The organism is Streptomyces sp. SID4985 (genome assembly GCF_009863025.1).
Taxonomy (GTDB): Bacteria; Actinomycetota; Actinomycetes; order Streptomycetales; family Streptomycetaceae; genus Streptomyces.
The window spans coordinates 1-13,078 of sequence record NZ_WWIR01000549.1 but is presented as its reverse complement, the minus strand read 5'-3'; the positions used below and the strand labels follow the sequence as shown (position 1 = coordinate 13,078).

Genomic DNA, 13,078 nt, shown 5'->3' with positions numbered 1-13,078 from the left:
GGCTGCTGCACGGCGCGGTGGACATCCTCGGCATCGGCGCGGGCGCCCTGGTGCTCGGCGCGTTCGGCCGGGTGCCCACCGTCGAACGGCCCTGGGGGATGGGCGGCTGGGGGCTCGGCACCGTCCCCGAGACCGTCCTCGCGGCCGCCGCGTACCTCGTCGTCGGCCGGGGGCTGCTGTGGTACCTGCGCGCCCCGCGCGGGCGCGGGCTGCCGACCGTCGCCCGCAGCGCCCTGGTCAGACAGGGACTGGTCGCGGTGGCGCTGCTCGGCATCGCCCCGCTGGTGTGCGTGGTCGCGGACGCGCAGCCGGTGCTGCTGCCGTTGTTCGCCGTCCCGCTGATCGCGCTCGACTCCGCGCTGTGGATGGCCCGGGCGCGCGCCGAGGAGCAGTTGCGCGACCCGCTGACCGGACTGCCCAACCGGCAGTGGCTGCTGGAGCGGATCTGGACCGCGCTGGACGACGCCGAACGCATCGGGGCGCGTTCCGCGCTCCTGCTGATCGACCTCGACCGGTTCCGGTCGGTCAACGACACCCTCGGTCATCTCGCCGGGGACCGCTTACTGCTGCAGATCGCGGACCGGCTGCGGCACGCCCTGCCGCGCGGAGCGGAGGCCGCGCGGCTCGGCGGTGACGAGTTCGCCGTCCTGCTGCCCGTCGCCGACTCCACCACCTCGGCCACCCGCATCGCCCGCGGCCTGGTCACCACGCTCAGCTCCCCGCTCGACCTCGACGGGCTCACCCTCGTCCTGGAGGCCAGCGCGGGCGTCGCCCTCTTCCCCGACCACGCCCTGGACGCCGAGGGGATGCTGCGCCGCGCCGACGTGGCGATGTACCAGGCGAAGCGGGACCGCTCCGGCGTCGAGGCGTACGAGTCCAAGCGGGACTCCAACACCCCCGACCGGCTCGCCCTCCTCGGCGATCTGCGCCGCGCCCTGGACGCCCACGAGGTGCAGCTGCACTACCAGCCCAAGGTCCGCTTCGACGGACAGGTCGCCGGTCTGGAGGCCCTGGTGCGCTGGGTGCACCCGGAGCGCGGAAAGGTTCCGCCGGACGAGTTCATCGCCATCGCCGAGACCTCCGGGCTGATGCCGCTGCTGACCGAGTACGTCCTGGAGACCGCCCTCGCCCAGGTCGCCCGCTGGCGCGAACAGGGGCTGCGGGTGCCGGTGGCCGTCAACGTCTCCCCGCGCGACGTCCACTCGCCCGGCTTCGCCGGTTCGGTCGCCGCCCGGCTCGCCCGGCACGGGGTCCCGGCGGGGGCGCTTCAGCTGGAGATCACCGAGCATGTGCTCCTCGAGGATCCGACCCGGGCCGCGGACACGCTCGCCGCGCTCACGGGGCACGGGGTGAAGATGTCGCTCGACGACTTCGGTACGGGGTATTCGTCGCTCGTCCATCTGCGGCGGTTGCCCGTCAGCGAGTTGAAGATCGACCGGTCCTTCGTGGCGCGGCTCGCCGTGGACACCGAGGACGCGGAGATCGTGCGGTGCACGGTGGATCTGGCGCACTCGCTGGGGCTCGTGGTCGTCGCCGAGGGCGTGGAGGACGACGAGACGTGGGAGCGGTTGCGGGATCTGGGGTGTGACGCGGTGCAGGGGTGGCTTGTCGCTGCGGCTATGCCTCCGGAGGAAACGACCGCTTGGCTGCGGGCTCGGGGGTCTCGGGGGTGGCGGTCGCCTGCGGCGCTTCCGGCCGGGGAGTAGGGGGCGTTCTCGCCGTTGGCGGGTGCCGGCACGTCGTGGCTGGTCGCGCAGTTCCCCGCGCCCCTTAGGGAGCTGTCGTGAAGTGGTTGATCAGTAGAGCCAGCCTTGTCTCATGGGCTTCTTCCGGCAAGCGGCCGCTTCGCATCAGTGTCACCAACCCGTGCAGGGCCGCCCAGTAGGTCTCCGTCAGGAGGGCCGGGTCCTCGCCCTCGGCCGTGATCGGCTCCACCGCCTGGAGAATCTCGCCGAACGCCTCCTTCAGGGGGGCCGGGGCCTCCGGTGTGGCGAACGGCAGGTCCACGTGGTGGGTGAACATCACGTCGTAGAGGGCGGGCCTGCGGTGGGCGAAGGCGGTGTACGCCTTGCCCACGGCCGCCAGCGCTTCCCGCGAGTCCGTCGCCCCGGTGCGGGCGGCTCGCAGTTCCGTCGCCAGTTCCGCGCAGCCCTCCACCGCCACCGCGGCCATGATCGCGTCCTTGCCCTTGAAGTGGCTGTAGAGGACCGGCTGGCTGTACTCGATCTCGGCGGCCAGGCGGCGGGTGGTGACCGCGTCCCAGCCCTCGGTCTCGGCCAGCTCCCGTGCGGCGGTGACGATCAGCCGCTCGCGTTCCGCTCGTTCGCGCTCACGGCGCGTCTGGATCGACATGGTTCGGATTCTAGCAGCGCTAGCATTTCTGCCTCTGCTCTGTTAGCTTCGCTATTACTGCTAGCGCTGCTAGAAATCAGGGGGAGAAGACATGCTCGTCACCGCGTACACCCTGGCCGTCGTGCTCGACCTGTTCTGTGTGTTCCTCGGCTACCGGTTCCTGTTCCAGCCCGCCTCGGCCGCGGCCGGCTACGGCGTCCCCGCCCGGCCCGAGGGCGACGCCGGTGCCTATCTCTCGATCAAGGGCCTGAGGGACGGCACCTTCGGTCTGGTCGGGCTCGCGCTGCTCTTCCTCGTCGGGGCGCGGGCCGAAGCGTGGTTCATGCTCTGCGTCGCCCTCATCCCGCTCGGCGACACGCTGATCGTCCTGCGCAACGGGGGGACGAGGGCCGTCGCCTTCGGGATCCACTTCGCCACCGCCGTCGTTGTCCTGATCAGCGCCGCCCTGCTCTTCGCCGTCTGATCCCACAGGGGGAAGTCATGTCGTTGTTCGTGCCGAAGTTCGACGAGACCGTGCTCGTCCGGGACGCCGACGCCGAGGTGATCGGCGGAGACCCCGTCGGGGTCAGGTTGCTGGCCGACAGCAGCGCGAGCGGGGGCGCGCTGTCCACCGTGCGCGTCACCCTCGCGGAGGGGGCCGACGGCGCCCACCCGCACGTCCACCACCACTCCGCCGAGATGTTCTACCTGCTCGACGGCGCCGCCGAGGTCCTCTCCGGCGACGACGTCGTGACCGCCGAGCGCGGCGACCTGGTCGTCGTCCCGCCGGACCGCCCCCACGCCTTCGCCGCCGTCCCCGGCTCCCGGGCGGACCTCCTGATCGTCATCACCCCCGGAGTCGAGCGCTTCGAGTACTTCCGCCACCTCCAGCGCATCCGGCTCGGCGAGCTGACCCCGGAGAGCCTGCTGGAGGTGCAGGAGCGGTACGACAACCACTTCCTGCGGAGCGAGGCGTGGGAGGACCGGCGCCGCTGAGCGGGGTTGGGCGTGGAGCCGTGGGGCGCGGCCCCGGGAAACCGTTTCACGGGTACCCGGGCCCGCCCCATAGGATTGGCCCAAAGCACACACACTCACCCCAGAGGAACGCTGAATGCCTGGCATCACGCGCGAGGAGGTCGCCCACCTCGCCCGGCTGGCGCGTCTGGAGCTGAAGCCCGAAGAGCTCGACCACTTCGCGGGACAGCTGGACGACATCATCGGCGCGGTCGCCCGCGTCAGCGAGGTCGCCGACCAAGACGTACCGCCGACCTCGCACCCGCTCCCGCTGACGAACGTCATGCGCGCGGACGAGGTCCGTCCCTCGCTCACCCCCGAGCAGGCGCTCTCCGGCGCCCCCGCCCAGGAGCAGCAGCGTTTCAAGGTGCCGCAGATCCTGGGGGAGGACTAACAAGTCATGACCGACATCATCAAGCTCACGGCCGCCGAGATCGCCGAGAAGATCGCCTCCGGCGAGCTGACGGCCGTCGAGGTCACCGAGGCCCACCTCGCCCGCATCGGCGCCGTCGACGAGAAGGTGCACGCCTTCCTGCACGTCGACCGCGAGGGTGCGCTCGCCCAGGCCCGTGCCGTGGACGAGAAGCGCGCCCGCGGCGAGAAGCTCGGCCCGCTGGCCGGCGTCCCGCTCGCGCTCAAGGACATCTTCACCACCGAGGGCATCCCGACCACGGTCGGTTCCAAGATCCTCGAGGGCTGGATCCCGCCGTACGACGCGACGCTCACCAAGCGCCTCAAGGACGCCGACGTCGTCATCCTCGGCAAGACCAACATGGACGAGTTCGCCATGGGGTCCTCCACCGAGAACAGCGCCTACGGCCCGACCGGCAACCCCTGGGACCTCACCAAGATCCCCGGCGGCTCCGGCGGCGGTTCCTCCGCCGCGCTCGCCTCCTTCGAGGCCCCGCTCGCCATCGGCACCGACACCGGCGGCTCCATCCGCCAGCCGGCCGCCGTCACCGGCACGGTCGGCGTCAAGCCGACGTACGGCTCGGTCTCCCGCTACGGCATGGTGGCCTTCTCCTCCTCCCTCGACCAGGGCGGCCCCTGCGCCCGTACGGTCCTGGACGCGGCCCTGCTGCACGAGGTCATCGCCGGTCACGACCCGCTGGACTCCACCTCCATCGACGCCCCGGTCCCGCCGGTCGTCGAGGCCGCGCGCAACGGCTCGGTCGCGGGGATGCGGGTCGGCGTCGTCAAGCAGTTCCGCGGCGAGGGCTACCAGGCCGGTGTCCTCCAGCGCTTCGACGAGTCCGTCGAGCTGCTCAAGGAACTGGGCGCCGAGATCGTCGAGCTGGACTGCCCGTCCTTCGACCTCGCCCTGTCGGCGTACTACCTGATCGCGCCGTCCGAGTGCTCCTCCAACCTCGCCCGCTTCGACGGCCTGCGCTACGGCCGCCGGGTCGGCGACGACGGCACCCACTCGGCCGAGGAGGTCACCTCCCTCACCCGTGAGGCGGGCTTCGGCGACGAGGTCAAGCGCCGCATCATGCTCGGCACGTACGCCCTCTCCAGCGGCTACTACGACGCCTACTACGGCTCCGCGCAGAAGGTCCGCACCCTCATCACGCGGGACTTCGAGAAGGCGTTCGAGCAGGTCGACGTGATCGTCTCCCCGACGACCCCGACCACCGCCTTCGCGATCGGCGAGCGCGCCGACGACCCGATGGCGATGTACCTCGCGGACCTGTGCACCATCCCGACGAACCTCGCGGGCAACGCGGCCATGTCGCTGCCCTGCGGTCTCGCCCCGGAGGACAACCTCCCGGTGGGCCTGCAGATCATCGCCCCGGCGATGAAGGACGACAGGCTGTACAAGGTCGGCGCCGCCGTCGAGGCCGCCTTCGTGGAAAAGTGGGGGCACCCGCTCATCGAGGAGGCACCGTCGCTGTGAGTGCACTGAACAAGGCCAAGGGCTTCAAGAAGTCGAGGTCCGGCACGTACCTGTCCATGGCCGGGACCGCGTTCAGCGCGGTCGGTGTCGCCAAGCAGATCAAGAAGGCCCGTGCCGAGCACGACACGCTGCGCCTGATCGACGCCGCCGCGTCCGCCGTCGCCATCGTCACCGGACTCGCCATCCTCTACCGCGAGCTGAAGCGGCTGGGCGACGACGACGTCCTGCTGGGCTGAGAGGGAAGTTTTCACCGTGACCACCACGACCGACCTGGTGTCGTACGAGGACGCTCTGGCGTCGTACGACCCCGTCATGGGCCTTGAGGTCCATGTCGAACTCGGCACCAACACCAAGATGTTCTGCGGGTGTTCGACCGAGCTGGGCGCCGAGCCCAACTCGCAGACGTGCCCCGTGTGCCTCGGCATGCCCGGCGCACTCCCGGTCGTCAACGCGACCGGCGTCGAGTCCGCGATCAAGATCGGCCTCGCGCTGAACTGCTCGATCGCCGAGTGGTGCCGCTTCGCCCGGAAGAACTACTTCTATCCGGACATGCCGAAGAACTTCCAGACCTCCCAGTACGACGAGCCGATCGCCTTCGACGGCTACCTCGACGTGCAGCTGGAGGACGGCGAGACCTTCCGCGTGGAGATCGAGCGCGCCCACATGGAGGAGGACACCGGCAAGTCGACGCACGTCGGCGGCGCCACCGGCCGTATCCACGGCGCGTCCCACTCCCTGCTCGACTACAACCGCGCGGGCATCCCGCTCATCGAGATCGTCACCAAGCCCATCGAGGGCGCGGGCGAGCGGGCCCCCGAGGTCGCGCGCGCCTACGTCCGCGAGCTGCGTGAGGTCATCCGGGCCCTCGGCGTCTCCGAGGCGCGGATGGAGATGGGCCAGATGCGCTGCGACGTGAACCTGTCGCTGCGCCCGCACGGCCGCGACAAGTTCGGCACGCGCTCCGAGACGAAGAACGTCAACTCGCTGCGCTCGGTCGAGCGTGCGGCCCGGTTCGAGATCATGCGCCACGCGGCCGTGCTCTCCTCCGGCGGCACGATCATCCAGGAGACCCGCCACTTCCACGAGGACACGGGGTCCACGACCTCGGGCCGCGTGAAGGAGGAGGCCGAGGACTACCGGTACTTCCCGGAGCCCGACCTCGTCCCGGTGGCGCCCTCGCGCGAGTGGGTCGAGAAGATCCGCGCCGCGCAGCCCGAACTGCCGCTGGCCCGCCGTACCCGCCTGCTGGCGGAGTGGGGCATCTCGGCCACCGACATGCAGTCGATCACCAACGCCGGTGCGCTGGACCTGATCGTCGCCACCATCGACGCCGGTGCCGACGCGGCCTCCGCGCGCAAGTGGTGGATGGGCGAACTGGCGCGTAGCGCCAACGAGTCGGGCACGTCCCTGGACGAGCTGGCGATCACCCCGGAGCAGGTCGCGCGGGTGACCGCGCTGGTCAACTCCGGTGATCTGAACGACAAGCTGGCGCGTCAGGTCATCGAGGGCGTCCTCGCGGGCGAGGGCACGCCGGACGAGGTCGTGGAGAAGCGCGGCCTGAAGGTCGTCTCCGACGAGGGTGCGCTGACCACCGCCGTCGAGGAGGCCATCGCCGGTAACCCGGGCATCGCGGACAAGATCCGCGGTGGCAAGGTGGCGGCGGCCGGCGCCCTGGTCGGCGCGGTCATGAAGGCCACCCGTGGCCAGGCCGACGCCGCCCGCGTCAAGGAGCTGATCCTGGAGCAGCTGGGCGTGAGCGAGGGCTGAGTCCCGCACACACCGGTCGTGGCCCCGCAGGACAACGCGTCCTGCGGGGCCACACCCTTGTGTACGGACACTTGTGAACGCGGGCCCGCGAGGGCTCCTACGCGCGTACGCCCACGATCCGGGCGAAGCCCAGCAGCTCGTCCTCGTCGGCGTTCAGCAGGTTCACGCAGTCGCGCGCGAGGCCCCGCATGAACTCGCTCGGGCTCTTCTCGGCGCACACCTCGCTCCACAGCAGCCACTCGCGCGCACCGTCCTCCAGCCAGTCGGCCGCCTCCACGGTCACGGCACCGGTGCGCGTCCAGTTCCGGCGCCACCAGGCGGGGGAGTGGAAGCACCAGTAGGCGGGCTCCCAGTGGGCGGCGAGCGACGCGGGCGGCTCGGTGCCTTCCAACTCCTCCCGCAGGGACGGCACGACGACGCCGATCCGGCCGCCGGGCTTCAACAGCCGGGTCAGCTGCGGGAGACAGAGGTCGTCGGTGCCGAAGTACTGGTACGCGTCGACGGACACGATCGCGTCGAACGAGCCGTCCCCGAAGGGCAGTTCATGCGCCTCGGCACGCATGGGCAGCACCTGGTCCGCCAGGCCCGCCTCGGCGATCCGTACGGCGTTCTCCTCCGGCCGTACCCACAGATCGGCGGCGACGACCTGGACGCCGTACTCGCGGGCGAGGAACACGGAGGTCATCGCGCGCCCGCAGCCGAGGTCGAGCACGCGGGCACCGGGCGGCAGCCGGTCCAGACCGAGCGCGGGCGCCAGCCACTCCAGCAACCACAGGGCGTGCGGACCCATCTGGTTCTCGATGGCCCAGCGGGCGTCGTAGCGGGCGGAGCGGGGGTAGCGGGGGAGGGTGAGACGGCGGGTGAGTTCGTCGGAGCTCTGCGGATTTCCGGTCACGAACGACCAGGGATAGCACCCTTGCGGGCAGCCCCGCACCAGGATTGATCCAGGCGAGGCGCTACGCTCGCGCCGCATGAGTGGACGTACCGATTCCGGCACCGCACCCGTCACCGCCGAACGGGACGACCTCGCGGAGAGCACGGGGGACAGCGACGAGGAGACGGCGGGTGCCGAGGGCCTGACGGGGGACGCCGACGAAGACACTGATGGGGGCGCCGACGATACCGACGGCGCCGACGACCACCCGGATGACGATCCGGACGACGCCCCGGGCGACGACGATGACGAGTACGACGAAGCCCGCCGCGCCCGCTGGGCCTCCGTCCTCACCGGTGCCGTGCTCTGCGCCGCCGGGGTCGGGGCCGCGCTCTTCCGGCTGACCGGCGCCGAACCCGCGCTGGTGCCCGCCGCCTACGCCCTCGGTGCCGCCGTGTGCGCCCTCGCGGGGTTCCTCGGCTCCCGGGGCCGTACCCGCCGCGCGCTGTGGCTCCTGGTGGCCGGGACGATGATCATGGCGCTGGGCGACCAGTTCGACTGATTCGGCTGATTCGGCTGAGGCGACCGGTTCGACGGGTGTGAACGCGGGGGACGCGACCCGGGGGTGTGAAAAGCTCGTTCCGGCCCGGGCCGGAACAACCGCCGGGGACTGCGGAAGGAAGCGGAGCACGATGTACGCGACATCCCTCGGGGACGACGGCGCCGAACTGCGGCCCATGGAGGTCTGGCACGCGGAGGCCATGTTCGCCGCCATCGACGGCGCGCGGGACTTCATCGGGCGGTATGTCGGTCTGCCGGACGCGGTGCCGGACCTGGACGGCGCGCGTGCCTATCTGAAGCGGTACGCCGACAAGCGCGCCACCGACAGCGGCAGCCTGCACGGCATATGGCTGGACGGCAAGCTCGTCGGCGGCCTGCTCTTCCGGATCTGGGACACGGAGACGGGCACCTGCGAGGCCGGTTGCTGGCTCGTGCCGGAGGCGGCCGGGCGCGGGCTCGTCACGCGCGGGATGCGGGTCCTGCTGGACTGGGCGTTCGACGAGCGGGGGATGCACCGCGTCGAGTGGCAGGTCGCGCCCGCGAACCAGCCCAGCGTCAATGTGGCCCGGCGTCTGGGCATGAGCCGCGAGGGCGTCCTCCGCGAGAACTTCCCGCACCGGGGGGTGCGCCAGGACACCGAGATCTGGGCGGTGCTCGCCCCGGAGTGGCGTGCGGCACGCGCGAGCGCAGCGCACAGCGATCGTTAAGACGACTCTCAGACTCCGTCCGTACGGTGCCGGGCATGGCTACGAAGACAGACGTCACCAAGACCGACGACGAGCGGGCACCGGAGGAGGCACCGGTGGCCGAGGCCCCCGGGAAGGAGGCCCCCGAGGCGGAGTCCGGCACCGGCCTGGTGGAGCCGTCGGCCGAGGACCACGAGGAGACCTTGGGCGAGGACGCCGACGAGTCCTTCGATGAGTCCTTCGACGAGGACGACTCCGCCGCGCCCCGGGAGAAGACCGGGGTCGGTCAGGGCGCCGCCGCCGTGGTCTCCGCCGCGCTCGGCCTGGTCTCGCTCAACGGCGGCTGGATCGGCACGCTGGCCTCGGCCCGCGCGCAGCTCATCGGCCAGCTGCAGACCTCGTCCAGCGCGAGCGTCGCCCAGCAGATCAAGGCGGTCTACGGCGACTCCTGGCACGCCACCGCCCTGTGGGCCGGGCTGTTCGCGGTCGCCGCGCTGGTCACCGGCGTGGTCGTCCTGATCCGCCCCGCCTTCGGCGCCCCCGGCCGGCCGCAGGCGCCCTGGATCAAGTCGGTCGCCTGGGCGGGTGTCTCGCTCGGCGTCATCGGCCTGCTGCTCGCGGTGCTGAAGTACTCCGACGCCCTGCTCGGCCTGCCCTCGGCGAGCTGACCCCGGCTCCTCCTCAGGGGGCCTCAGAGAGTCCCCGGAGTGTCCTTAGGGCCTCCGGCGAGTCTCTGAGGCCCCCTTACGCGTGCCCGGGGCAGGTGCGGCCCCGCCAAGATGCGGAAGTCGCCCGATGCCGGGCCACCCCCTGGGAGCGGAAGGTGGAGTCCTCGCGAGAAGCGAGCGACCGGACCCGAAATCCCAGGAGGACATGCCATGTTCGCGTACGACGACTACCACCGGATGCGTGCCGCCGAGCTGCGCCGCACGGCCGAACGGGACCGGCTGGTCCGCGAGGCGGTGCGCACGACCCGTGAGACGCGGCGGGCCGAGAGGCGAGGCGGGGGTGCCGGCCAGGACGGTACGGAGGCCGAGTCGCATACCGGCGGTCCGGGGCGCTCCGGCGGTTCGGGACGTTCGGACGGTCCGGGGCGTTCGGACGGGCCCGGGCGTTCGGGCGGTCCGGAGCGGCGCCGGTTCACGCGCGCGGCGTGAGGAAAGGGCAGGTGAGCACTGCCTCGGCGGCAAGGACCGGTGGTGGTACGACGATCACACCGGCCTTGTGGAAAACTCCCGCCGTCACCTCCCCGACCCGTGCGATGCTCGGGCACGTGGAAACCAGGTCCGTCAGTCCCGTGTTCGTCGGCCGTGCCGACGAGTTGGACACCTTGAGAGACGCGCTCGCCCGCGCCGCCGGGGGAGAGCCGCAGGCGCTGCTGCTCGGCGGTGAGGCGGGGGTCGGCAAGACCCGCCTCACGGAGGAGTTCGGCGCCCTCGCGGCGGCCCGGGGCGCGGTCGTCGCGCGGGGCGGCTGCGTGGAGATCGGCGCCGACGGGCTGCCGTTCGCCCCCTTCTCCGGCGCGCTGCGCACCCTGCGCGCGGCACTGCCCGAGCCGTTCGCCGACGCGGCGAGCACACAGGAGGGCGAACTGGCCCGGCTGCTGCCCGAGCTGGGCGAGAGCACGGTCGCGGACCGGCCCGACGAGCAGGGCACGGCCCGGCTGTTCGAGCTGACCGCCCGGCTCCTGGAGCGGGCCGCCGCCGAGCGGACCGTGGTGCTGATCCTGGAGGACCTCCACTGGGCGGACACCGCCACCCGCCATCTCCTCGCCTACCTCTTCCGCACCCTGCGCACCGGCCGCGTCCTGCTGCTGGCCACCTACCGCTCCGACGACATCCACCGCCGCCACCCGCTGCGTCCGCTGCTCGCCGAGCTGGACCGGCTGCGCACCGTCCGCCGCCTCGAACTCGCCCGCCTCACCCGCGAGGAGGTCGGCCGCCAGATCGCCGGCATCCTCGCCGCCGAACCCGACCCGCGCCAGGTCGACGCCATCTTCGAACGCTCCGACGGCAACGCCTTCTTCGTGGAGGAGCTGGCCGTGGCCGGCTGCGAGGGCTGCGGCACCGGACTCACCGACTCCCTGCGCGATCTGCTCCTGGTCCGCGTCGAGGCGCTGCCCGAGAGCGCGCAGCGTGTCGTCCGGATCATCGCCGAAGGCGGCTCGACGGTGGAGCACCGGCTCATCGCCGCCGTCGCCCGGCTCGCCGAGGACGACCTCATCGAGGCCCTGCGCGCCGCCGTCGGCGCCCACATCCTCATCCCCGACCCGGACGGCGACGGGTACCGCTTCCGCCACTCCCTGGTCCGCGAGGCCGTCGCCGACGACCTGCTGCCCGGCGAGCGCTCCCGGCTCAACCGCCGTTACGCGGAAGCCCTGGAGGCCGATCCCGGGCTCGTCCCGGCCGACGCCCGCGTGCTGCGCCTGGCGGGGTACTGGTACCACGCCCACGACCCGGCCAGGGCGCTGCCCGCCGTTCTCGACGCCGCCGTGGTGGCCCGCCGCCGACACGCCTACACCGAGCAACTGCGCCTCCTGGAGCGGGCGACGGTCCTGTGGGACACCACGCCGGCAGAGACCCGCGCGGCCCTGCGCCCCATCGACTGCATGGACGTCTACCCGGCCCCCGCGCACGCGTCCGGGGAGCAGACCGGCCCGGACGCCCCGCTGCGCTATGTCGACCTGCTCGCGGAAGCCGTGGCGGCGGGGAACTTCGGTGGCGAGCGCGAACGCGCGCTGAAGATCTGCAAACGCGCCCTGCGGCTCCTGGAGGACGAACCCGACCCCCTGCGCGCCGCCTGGTTCTGGGTGCAGCGCTCGCGGCTGGTCCAGGCGCTGGCCCGGGGCGACGGCTGGCGCGAACTGGCCACCGCCCAGGACCTGGTGCGCGGTCTGCCGCCCTCCGAGGTGCACGCCGAGGTGCTGGCCCTCGTCGCCGGCTGGTCCATGCTGCACCGGCCGGGCCCGGACGCCTTCGCCGCCGCCGAGCGGGCCGTGGAGTACGCGCGCATGGTCGGCGCCCGCGAGATCGAGCTGCACGCCCGGCTCACCCTGGGCAGCCTCATGATCGACGCGGGCGGCATCGACGCCGGGCTCGCGGAGCTGCGCCAGGTCAGCGCCGACGCGCTCGCGGAGGGCGTGACCGACGTGGCCCGCCGCGCCTACATCAACCTTCCCTCCATGCTGCTCACTCTCGGCCGGCACCGGGAGGCCGAGCCCCTGCTGCGCGAAGGACTCGACTTCGCCCGCCGCTCCGGACCGCGTGACCCGCAGGGATGGATGTGGAGCAACCTCGCTGAGACGCTGTACGCGCTCGGCCGCTGGGACGAGACGACCGAGGCCGCCGGGCAGGCCCTGCGCGTCGGCACCAGCGCCCGGCCGCAGGGCGGCGGCGCCCTGAGCCTCGCCCGCCTCGCGCTGGCCCGGGGCCACGACACGGACGCCGCCCGGCACCTGTCCGCCGCCCGGGAGTACTACGGCACACAGGACCCGATGCCCCAGCAGTGGCTGCCCGTCGCCCGGATCGCCCTCGGGATCGCCGCCGTGCAGGGCCGGTTCGAGGACGCCCGGACCGAACTGCGTACGGCGCTGGAGCGCGGGATGCCCACGGGGGCCCACCGCGACTCCTGGCCGCTGCTTCGGGCCGCCGCCGCTGCCGAGGCCGACGTCCGCACCCTGCCCGGCGCCGAGCCCGGCCGGGCCGCACAGCTCGCCCTGCTCGGCGAGACTGTGCGCACCATGCCGACCGGAATCCCGCTCTGGCGGGCGTACGAGGAGTGGACCCGCGCCGAGCTGCTCCGCGCCGAGGACCGGGCGACGGCCGCCGACTGGTCGCCGGTGGTCTGCGCCTTCGAATGCCTGGACCGGCCGTACGATCTCGCCCGGGTCCGCTACCGACTGGCCGAGGCGCTGCTCGCGGAGGGCGGCGAGGACGAGCGGGACCGGGCGGG

General features: G+C 72.4%; 14 protein-coding genes. 12 read left to right on the top strand and 2 right to left on the bottom strand.

Going from position 1 to position 13,078, the window contains the following annotated elements:
- Positions 1–1,706 (top strand): bifunctional diguanylate cyclase/phosphodiesterase (locus tag GTW40_RS23660; protein WP_161182193.1); only part of this gene is annotated, 1,706 nt, incomplete at its 5' end.
- A gap of 64 nt (positions 1,707–1,770) precedes the next feature.
- On the opposite strand, the gene GTW40_RS23655 is transcribed toward GTW40_RS23660, so the two are convergent.
- On the bottom strand, positions 1,771–2,352 hold the full coding sequence (locus GTW40_RS23655; RefSeq protein WP_161182192.1) for a TetR/AcrR family transcriptional regulator: 582 nt from the start codon (positions 2,350–2,352) through the stop codon (positions 1,771–1,773).
- Between the two features lie 91 nt (positions 2,353–2,443).
- Here GTW40_RS23655 and GTW40_RS23650 point away from each other — a divergent pair, with 91 nt between their 5' ends.
- From GTW40_RS23650 to gatB, 6 genes are all read left to right on the top strand, one after another.
- Complete coding sequence (locus GTW40_RS23650) at positions 2,444–2,815, top strand: DUF4267 domain-containing protein (protein WP_161182191.1); 372 nt, start codon at positions 2,444–2,446, stop codon at positions 2,813–2,815.
- Between the two features lie 17 nt (positions 2,816–2,832).
- Complete coding sequence (locus GTW40_RS23645; protein WP_161182190.1) at positions 2,833–3,327, top strand: cupin domain-containing protein; 495 nt, start codon at positions 2,833–2,835, stop codon at positions 3,325–3,327.
- A gap of 115 nt (positions 3,328–3,442) precedes the next feature.
- The gene (gene gatC, locus GTW40_RS23640; RefSeq protein ID WP_018531282.1) at positions 3,443–3,739 is read left to right on the top strand and encodes an Asp-tRNA(Asn)/Glu-tRNA(Gln) amidotransferase subunit GatC; all 297 of its coding nucleotides are present in this window, start codon (positions 3,443–3,445) and stop codon (positions 3,737–3,739) included.
- Positions 3,740–3,745: 6 nt separating this feature from the next.
- Complete coding sequence (gene gatA, locus GTW40_RS23635) at positions 3,746–5,239, top strand: Asp-tRNA(Asn)/Glu-tRNA(Gln) amidotransferase subunit GatA (RefSeq protein WP_161182189.1); 1,494 nt, start codon at positions 3,746–3,748, stop codon at positions 5,237–5,239.
- A complete protein-coding gene (locus GTW40_RS23630) occupies positions 5,236–5,475 on the top strand; it encodes a hypothetical protein (RefSeq protein ID WP_161182188.1) in 240 nt (79 codons plus the stop codon). The genes gatA and GTW40_RS23630 overlap by 4 nt, the downstream gene beginning before the upstream one ends.
- A 16-nt stretch (positions 5,476–5,491) precedes the next feature.
- On the top strand, positions 5,492–7,006 hold the full coding sequence (gene gatB, locus GTW40_RS23625; protein ID WP_161182187.1) for an Asp-tRNA(Asn)/Glu-tRNA(Gln) amidotransferase subunit GatB: 1,515 nt from the start codon (positions 5,492–5,494) through the stop codon (positions 7,004–7,006).
- 97 nt (positions 7,007–7,103) lie between these two features.
- Here the strand turns inward: gatB and GTW40_RS23620 are convergent, their stop codons facing one another.
- Complete coding sequence (locus GTW40_RS23620; RefSeq protein ID WP_343245770.1) at positions 7,104–7,901, bottom strand: methyltransferase domain-containing protein; 798 nt, start codon at positions 7,899–7,901, stop codon at positions 7,104–7,106.
- A 76-nt stretch (positions 7,902–7,977) separates the two neighbouring features.
- Here GTW40_RS23620 and GTW40_RS23615 point away from each other — a divergent pair, with 76 nt between their 5' ends.
- From GTW40_RS23615 to GTW40_RS23600, 5 genes are all read left to right on the top strand, one after another.
- Positions 7,978–8,442, top strand: coding sequence for a hypothetical protein (locus GTW40_RS23615; RefSeq protein WP_161182185.1), 465 nt, complete (start codon positions 7,978–7,980; stop codon positions 8,440–8,442).
- A 130-nt stretch (positions 8,443–8,572) separates the two neighbouring features.
- Complete coding sequence (locus GTW40_RS23610; RefSeq protein ID WP_161182184.1) at positions 8,573–9,148, top strand: GNAT family protein; 576 nt, start codon at positions 8,573–8,575, stop codon at positions 9,146–9,148.
- 35 nt (positions 9,149–9,183) lie between these two features.
- Positions 9,184–9,795: a hypothetical protein gene (locus GTW40_RS23605; protein WP_161182183.1), complete on the top strand. Its 612-nt coding sequence runs from the start codon at positions 9,184–9,186 to the stop codon at positions 9,793–9,795.
- A gap of 210 nt (positions 9,796–10,005) precedes the next feature.
- On the top strand, positions 10,006–10,284 hold the full coding sequence (locus tag GTW40_RS32775; RefSeq protein ID WP_202486324.1) for a hypothetical protein: 279 nt from the start codon (positions 10,006–10,008) through the stop codon (positions 10,282–10,284).
- 104 nt (positions 10,285–10,388) lie between these two features.
- Positions 10,389–13,078, top strand: a 2,690-nt coding sequence (locus GTW40_RS23600; RefSeq protein WP_202486325.1) for an AAA family ATPase, incomplete at its 3' end; no start/stop codon positions are given.

What these genes read in the sequence shown, in the direction of transcription:
- GTW40_RS23610 (WP_161182184.1), top strand. Translation starts at nt 8,573, where the DNA reads ATGTACGCGACATCCCTCGGGGACGACGGCGCCGAACTGCGGCCCATG.
- GTW40_RS23655 (WP_161182192.1), bottom strand. Translation starts at nt 2,352, where the DNA reads ATGTCGATCCAGACGCGCCGTGAGCGCGAACGAGCGGAACGCGAGCGG.
- GTW40_RS23615 (WP_161182185.1), top strand. Translation starts at nt 7,978, where the DNA reads ATGAGTGGACGTACCGATTCCGGCACCGCACCCGTCACCGCCGAACGG.
- GTW40_RS23645 (WP_161182190.1), top strand. Translation starts at nt 2,833, where the DNA reads ATGTCGTTGTTCGTGCCGAAGTTCGACGAGACCGTGCTCGTCCGGGAC.
- GTW40_RS23605 (WP_161182183.1), top strand. Translation starts at nt 9,184, where the DNA reads ATGGCTACGAAGACAGACGTCACCAAGACCGACGACGAGCGGGCACCG.
- GTW40_RS32775 (WP_202486324.1), top strand. Translation starts at nt 10,006, where the DNA reads ATGTTCGCGTACGACGACTACCACCGGATGCGTGCCGCCGAGCTGCGC.
- gatC (WP_018531282.1), top strand. Translation starts at nt 3,443, where the DNA reads ATGCCTGGCATCACGCGCGAGGAGGTCGCCCACCTCGCCCGGCTGGCG.
- gatA (WP_161182189.1), top strand. Translation starts at nt 3,746, where the DNA reads ATGACCGACATCATCAAGCTCACGGCCGCCGAGATCGCCGAGAAGATC.
- GTW40_RS23650 (WP_161182191.1), top strand. Translation starts at nt 2,444, where the DNA reads ATGCTCGTCACCGCGTACACCCTGGCCGTCGTGCTCGACCTGTTCTGT.